This is a genomic window from Enterobacter sp. 50793107 (assembly GCF_001463365.1).
Taxonomy (GTDB): Bacteria; Pseudomonadota; Gammaproteobacteria; order Enterobacterales; family Enterobacteriaceae; genus Enterobacter; species Enterobacter cloacae.
On record NZ_LNII01000068.1, the window covers coordinates 21,338 to 27,552 of the forward strand.

4 protein-coding genes and 1 pseudogene are annotated in these 6,215 nt (G+C 48.6%); 1 reads left to right on the forward strand and 4 read right to left on the reverse strand.

Features of this window, described 5'->3' with window-relative positions:
• Window positions 1-8 precede the first annotated feature (8 nt).
• Together APU11_RS09225 and APU11_RS09230 are read right to left on the reverse strand one after the other, a co-directional pair.
• Window positions 9-335, reverse strand: a complete 327-nt coding sequence (locus APU11_RS09225) for a capsid cement protein (protein WP_010429891.1) — start codon at window positions 333-335, stop codon at window positions 9-11.
• Between the two features lie 82 nt (window positions 336-417).
• Window positions 418-2,073, reverse strand: a pseudogene (locus APU11_RS09230) (ClpP-like prohead protease/major capsid protein fusion protein); the annotation flags it as partial.
• A gap of 400 nt (window positions 2,074-2,473) precedes the next feature.
• On the opposite strand from APU11_RS09230, the gene APU11_RS09235 reads away from it, so the two are divergent.
• The gene (locus tag APU11_RS09235) at window positions 2,474-3,346 is read left to right on the forward strand and encodes a restriction endonuclease (RefSeq protein WP_058651456.1); all 873 of its coding nucleotides are present in this window, start codon (window positions 2,474-2,476) and stop codon (window positions 3,344-3,346) included.
• Window positions 3,347-3,836: 490 nt separating this feature from the next.
• Here APU11_RS09235 and APU11_RS09245 read toward each other — a convergent pair whose 3' ends face one another.
• Window positions 3,837-5,753, reverse strand: a complete 1,917-nt coding sequence (locus APU11_RS09245) for a ClpP-like prohead protease/major capsid protein fusion protein (RefSeq protein ID WP_058651454.1) — start codon at window positions 5,751-5,753, stop codon at window positions 3,837-3,839.
• Entirely contained in the window at window positions 5,750-5,962 is a 213-nt protein-coding gene (locus APU11_RS09250) for a hypothetical protein (RefSeq protein ID WP_001280169.1), read from the reverse strand. The genes APU11_RS09245 and APU11_RS09250 overlap by 4 nt, the downstream gene beginning before the upstream one ends.
• Window positions 5,963-6,215 lie beyond the last annotated feature (253 nt).

Here is a 6,215-nt window from a genome sequence, read left to right on the forward strand (position 1 = left end):
CAAAGGGGTTAGGCATTGATCTTAACTTCAACAACGGTGGTGTTTGCCCCTGCATCTTCCCAGGCGATGCCCGCGGCAACGGCGTCCGTTTCTTCGATCGTGATTTTGCCGTCCTTCAGATACACCTGCGCCCCGGCAGTAACCGCATCTGCGGATACTTTTGGCAGAAGGAAAACACCCTCAGTAAAACCGTCCCCGGTATCGCCAGCCGGGATATCGGTAATTGCCACCGCGATAAGTTTTCCAACAACAACCGGGTCGCCGCTGTGAACATCGGTTGCACCGCCGTTTACCAGAGGGATCGTTTTCCCGTCCTGCGCATAGTTCTTAGCCATAACTTCTCCATTCAGCCCCTTGCGGGGCTGGTTTCAGGTATAAAAAAAGCCCTTACGGGCGTCTGTTTGTCAGGACTGTTTTTTACTGACCAGAGGATTTGGTCATGCCGCGATAGTCCAGCGGCGCCACACCTGCATCAATACGCACTTTCGTGGCGATACCATCAGTGGTGAAGCCTTCCTGCTGATCGATGTATGGCGTGTCGACGCCGTTGAGATAAGCGACCTCGATGGTGTCGGTGCCCTTCGCGGCAGCCAGATACCAGGCTTTCGCATCAGCTTCATCCAGGCGTGGTTCGGCAATGACTTCTGCAAAGTTCTGGATAGGGTTAACGATCCCGGCATTGATGTCTGCACCTTTAACACTGGCCGACTTGATGGTCTGATTTGCCAGAGTTTCCAGGGCGACGGGCACCAGCATGTAGGCCGGACGGATATTCAGGGTTCGCTCCCCCTCCTTCTGCAGACGCATCAGCTTGCGCGATTCGTCCAGGCTGGCCACAGAAATTGCGCCCGAGCTCAGGTTCTTGTGATCGGCATGGAACAGCGCCTTTCCGTCTGAGAGTTTCGGGTTTTTGGTCAGAATGGCGTAAACCAGATCGCCAATCGTTGCTTTCGCCGCGCGCCCCATCTTCATCGGTACGTCGGTAAGCTGGTTCAGATCGTCGTTGATGATCGCCTGGCGGGTTACTGAGAAGATTTCACCATACGTGGCAAGCGCGATGGTTTCGCCTTTGTCACTGGTAGTGATGTACTTGTACTCAGCCCCTTCGCGAACCTGTCGCAGAGAAGGGAAACCACCCATGCCGACACGATGCGCCGTTTTGAAGTCCGACAACTGGCCTTTTTTGGTCCACTGTTCGAAGGTTTCCTGCGCCTCGTCCCAGCCCTGAATCAGCGCTTTGTTCGCAACATCAAGCAGAATGTTGCCAAAGTCAGAGGTGCTGTGGGTCAGCGCCAGGCCAACCATCTGCATCGGGTTGTAGCTGGCCACGCCGATACCTTTTTCAGTCAGGGCCATACGCGCATACTCGCGCAGCGTCATACCGTTATAAACGTTATCCCGCTCCTGACCTTCGAACCCGGCACGCGCCATCAGTGCCTGGCGAATACCATCCGCGACGAAGTTACCATTGCCCGCATGAATATGCGGCTGGGTGGTTTTATTGGACGGCGTGGCCGTTTTACCGAGTTCTGCCAGCAGCAAATCTTTCGCCTTATCGACGGAACAATCAGGGTCGGCCACACACTGATTCTGCAGTTCCGTGTGCTTATTGCCGAACATGGCAAAGAGATCGCCGATAGCGTTAACACGGGCTTTCTGCTCAGCCAACACCTGCGCGCGGATCACATTTTCATCCGGTGCCGGGTCTGTTTTTGCCTGCGGTGCCTGAGGCTGGGTAATAACCGGGTCACGCTGGGTAGTGTTGCGCGGCGGGGTGATCATGTTGCGAATGCTTTTTGGCATTTTTTCAAATTCCTCAATACGTTTTGAATGAATACAGGCCATAGCCTGAAGGGATGGTGTCACCTGGTCGGCAAAACCCAGTTCAAGGCACTCGCTGCCGTTCATCCAGGTTTCGTCCTCCAGCATTGCCGCAATTTCTTCGGTGGATTTTCCGGTTTTCTGCGCGTAAGCCGGGATAAGAACGGATTCAACCTTGTCGAGAAGATCCGCATAGTCGCGCATATCGCTCGCGTCACCACCAGCAAACCCCCAGGGCTTATGGATCATCATGCAATGGTTTGAAAAGAAGTCTTTGAAGTTACGAAGTTTTTTTTATCACTGTGTCTGCAAAGACATTAAACGCAATACACGCCGCAATACACATAAGTGGTAATGGGATTAAGCCTTAGTGAAAGTCATGGAGGGTTTGATGGTTAGCGGTTAGCGGTTAGCGGTTAGCGGTTAGCGGTTAGCGGTTAGCGGTTAGCGGTTAGCGGTTAGCGGTTAGCGGGAAAACTTGAATCAAAAAAAAATGATAACTGGCATACATAACTTCATAATTTATATCCATAAGATGGTAAATTTTTGCATACATTGTAGGATACTCAAAGGCCCCTTCAAATGCCTTAAGCAATTTAGGATAAGGTAAGGCGTAAAGGGATAGAGTAACTAAACATGAGAATAATTTATCATGGCTAAAAACACCGGCAAGGCTTATGAGGAATTTGTAGGAGCTATACAACAAAGCTTGATAGCAGCCGAAGGCATGTCCCATGTGAAAAATATAAAAGTTGAAACAAATAAGAAAATAATAGATAAAAATGGTATCGCAAGACAATTTGATGTTTATTGGGAATTTGATTTAGGAGGGTACGTTTACAAAACTGTAATTGAATGCAAAGACTATGCCTCAACCATTACAGTGGAAAAAATTGATGCATTTATCGGTAAAACAAATGACATCCCTGGATTAAGGCTTATTTATGCGACGAAGACAGGTTACCAGAGTGGAGCCAAAATAAAAGCTGAACAACATAAAATAGATCTTCTTATAGTAAGAGAAGCTGACAACAGAGAATGGACCGCTTCAGATGGAACGCCCTTAGTTAAAACTATACAATTAAATATTGTAGCTCTTTCAACTCCAAATATAACTTCTTTCTCTCCTTTTGTTGACGCTAGCTGGTTAGAGAGTCAACAAGATATAAATGTTGATATCATAAACGAAAAATTTAGCACAACATTCAATAATGAAATATTCATTACCGATGAAGAGAACGGAAGCAGAATTTCACTATATGAGTTAGCCAATTGCTTGGTAGCGAAAATTCCCAACATCCAATATGGTGAAGGTAGCTACACTGAAGAATTGAATAATTCTTACCTTGAAACTAGCACGGGTGATTTTAAAATAAAAATAAAGGGTTACAAGCTTGAATACACCTATAATAAGCCAATAACAACCACATCAATCATTGATTATTCCAAAGAGATATTAGGCATAGTTGAAAAATATGATACCGGAACTAAGCAAATGGTGTTTAGAAACGGAAAGGTTAAATAATGCTAACCAGCCTGGATATGTTTCCAGGCTGACACATTGAATTTTTTCTTGATGATATTCCTGCTGGATATGACGTGGTAATCTACAGCGTTTTGTTACATTCTGCTTTCCCCATGGTCTGAATAGATCGCAGCTAACGCCTTTTTCAAATCGTAAATTTTTTTCTTACAGCTGCTGCCCGGTAGAGTCTCCGTCTCTTTCAGACGTTTCGATATCGTCTGCCGATGAATTCCGGTTACAGCCGCAAGCTCGCTGATCGTTAGTTTTATCAGCCTCATAACACCTCATGATGATGAACAAAAAACATACAAACCATCATCTTTGCCATTTGGGCGGAATTTTAACATATATAAATCAGAAAGTTACCAGATGATGATGATGTCAATAGATCCGAAAAACTAGCCGTTTCCCGCGATGCCGCCGCCCCGTGGCAGGCATCCCCGCCGGGAGTACCTTTTAAAAAAGGGCAGCATCTGCCGCCCTCCTGTCGTCATGCCGCCCCGCTCGACTTCACCATGCCCCGATAATCCAGCGCCGCCACGCCAGCATCGATACGCACCTTCCATGCAATACCGTCCACAGTGAAGCCCTCCTGCTGTTCCAGATACGGCACGTCCATTCCATCCAGATATGCCACCTCGATAGTGTCGGTGCCTTGCGCTGCAGTGACGTACCACTCCTTGTTGTTGGCCTTGTCCAGTCGCGGCTCAACCACTACCTGCGCCATATCCTTCACGACGTTGATAATGCCTGGGTTCTGGTTCAGCATACCGTTCTGGTCTACCGGGAACAGCGAAGATGATGACAGCACAGCTCGATTGGCTGCGCCTTCCAGCGCGGCAGGCACAAGGATATAGGCTGGGATAACATTAATAGGATCGCCGTTCGCATCCTCCTGCAGACGCATAGCCTTACGGGCCTCATTGAGTCCGTCTGTATCCATCCCTTTAGCGATGAGGTTTTTATGGTCGGCGTGGAACAACGCTTTACCATCTGTGAATTTGCTGTTGGCGGTCAGTTGCAGGTAGACCAGATTGCCAACCGTTCGTGCGGCGGCACGTCCCATTGCCTGTGGAATGGTCGTGAGCTGGCTCAGGTCATCGTTGATAATGGCCTGGCGTGTAACAGAGAAGATGTTTCCATAGGTGGCCAGCGCGATCGGCACACCGCTGTCGCTGGTAGTGACATATTTGTATTCAGCACCTTCCGGGACTTTATCCAGTTCTGAAAAACCATTCAGACCGACACGTTTAGCCTCATGGAAATTCGACAGAGAACCGGTCTTTGTCCACTGCTGGAAAGTTTCCCCGCTGTTCTGCCAGCCAGTCAGCACCGACTTTTCAGCACCACCAGCCAGGATATGAGAGAAATCACTGGTGCTGTGCGTAAATGCCAGGTTCACGATCTGCGAGCGATTCCCGAAACCACTGACGCTGATACCACGATCCACCAGCGAAGCCTGCGCCATTTCAAACAGACTCATCATGGCGTAAGGGTTTCCCCTTTCGGCGCGTTCGTGACCCAGACGGGCAAAAAGCCCCTGGCGGATAGCATCGCCGGTAATGTTGCCGTTACCTGCGTAAATGTGCGCGTTACTGGTTTTATCCGATGGGGTCGAGGTCTTACCCAGTGCCGTCAGCAGCATGTCTTTTGCTTTTTCAGGCGTGCAATCCACATCCTCCAGACACTGCATCTTGAGAGAATCATGCTTGCCGCCGAACATGGCAAACAGATCCTTAATCCCGTTGATGCGGTTCTGTTCCGGTACAGCGCTACTGGTGGAACCTTTCGGGCTGGTGATCATCCCTTTAATTTCTTTTGGCATATGCTCAAAATCCTCAATTCGTTTTGACTCAATACAGGCCATTGCCCTGACGGCGGGTAACAATTCGTCAGCAAAACCCTGCGCTACACATTCGCGGCCATCCATCCATGTTTCATCCTCCAGCATTTCCGCCAGTGATTCGGCTGATTTACCCGTTTTGCGTGCATATGCCGGGATCAAGACACTTTCGACTTTATCCAGAAGTTCGGCGTAGTCGCGCATGTCGTTGGCGTTCCCACCAGAAATTCCCCACGGTTTGTGAATCATCATGAGTGCGTTTTCGGGCATAACGATACGGTCGCCAGCCATTGCAATAACTGACGCCATAGACGCGGCGAGACCGTCGATCTGCACTGTGATTTTTGCCGGGTGTTTATTCAGAAGGTTATAGATAGCGATGCCGTCAAAAACATCGCCACCGGGTGAATGAATGTGCAGGCTGATATGGGAGATATCGCCCAAGGCTTTCAGGTCTTCGGAGAACTGCTGCGCCGTAATACCCCAGCCGCCGATCTCTTCGTAGATGCTGATATTGGCGCTGGTGCCATCGCTGGCCGCTTTGATGGTGTACCAGCCTTTCATTTTTCACCTTCCGTTACAGCGAAGCCATTTTCATCAAGCCATGCGTTGACTGCGTGCCGGACTACCTGTGCCACTCCGGGCAATGGCTGGACAGGAAGATTTTTCAGATGATCGTTACGGTATTGCTTAAGGCGTACAACGGTCTGCGCGTCCAGATGTACGGAGCCGCCTTTAGTCTCGCCAGTGTTTAAATCGTTAATGTCACTCATGATGTCCTCTACTGTATAAGTAAACAGGTTATGATGATTGATCACCAAAAGTGGTAAGTAAACAGTTTTTTATCTGAAAAATAGATTTATGATGGAAAAAATTTTTTGTATGGTCTTAGATTGGAATAAACAGAAAGGTTAAAAAATGGATCTCACTCGTAATGACGAACTCCTTTTGAATGATGCAGCTAGACGCTCATTTCGGGATATGGCAGACCAGGATTATCTCTCAGCTCGTCTGTGTTATAAGCAT

What these genes read in the sequence shown, in the direction of transcription:
- APU11_RS09225 (WP_010429891.1), bottom strand. Translation starts at nt 335, where the DNA reads ATGGCTAAGAACTATGCGCAGGACGGGAAAACGATCCCTCTGGTAAAC.
- APU11_RS09250 (WP_001280169.1), bottom strand. Translation starts at nt 5,962, where the DNA reads ATGAGTGACATTAACGATTTAAACACTGGCGAGACTAAAGGCGGCTCC.
- APU11_RS09235 (WP_058651456.1), top strand. Translation starts at nt 2,474, where the DNA reads ATGGCTAAAAACACCGGCAAGGCTTATGAGGAATTTGTAGGAGCTATA.
- APU11_RS09245 (WP_058651454.1), bottom strand. Translation starts at nt 5,753, where the DNA reads ATGAAAGGCTGGTACACCATCAAAGCGGCCAGCGATGGCACCAGCGCC.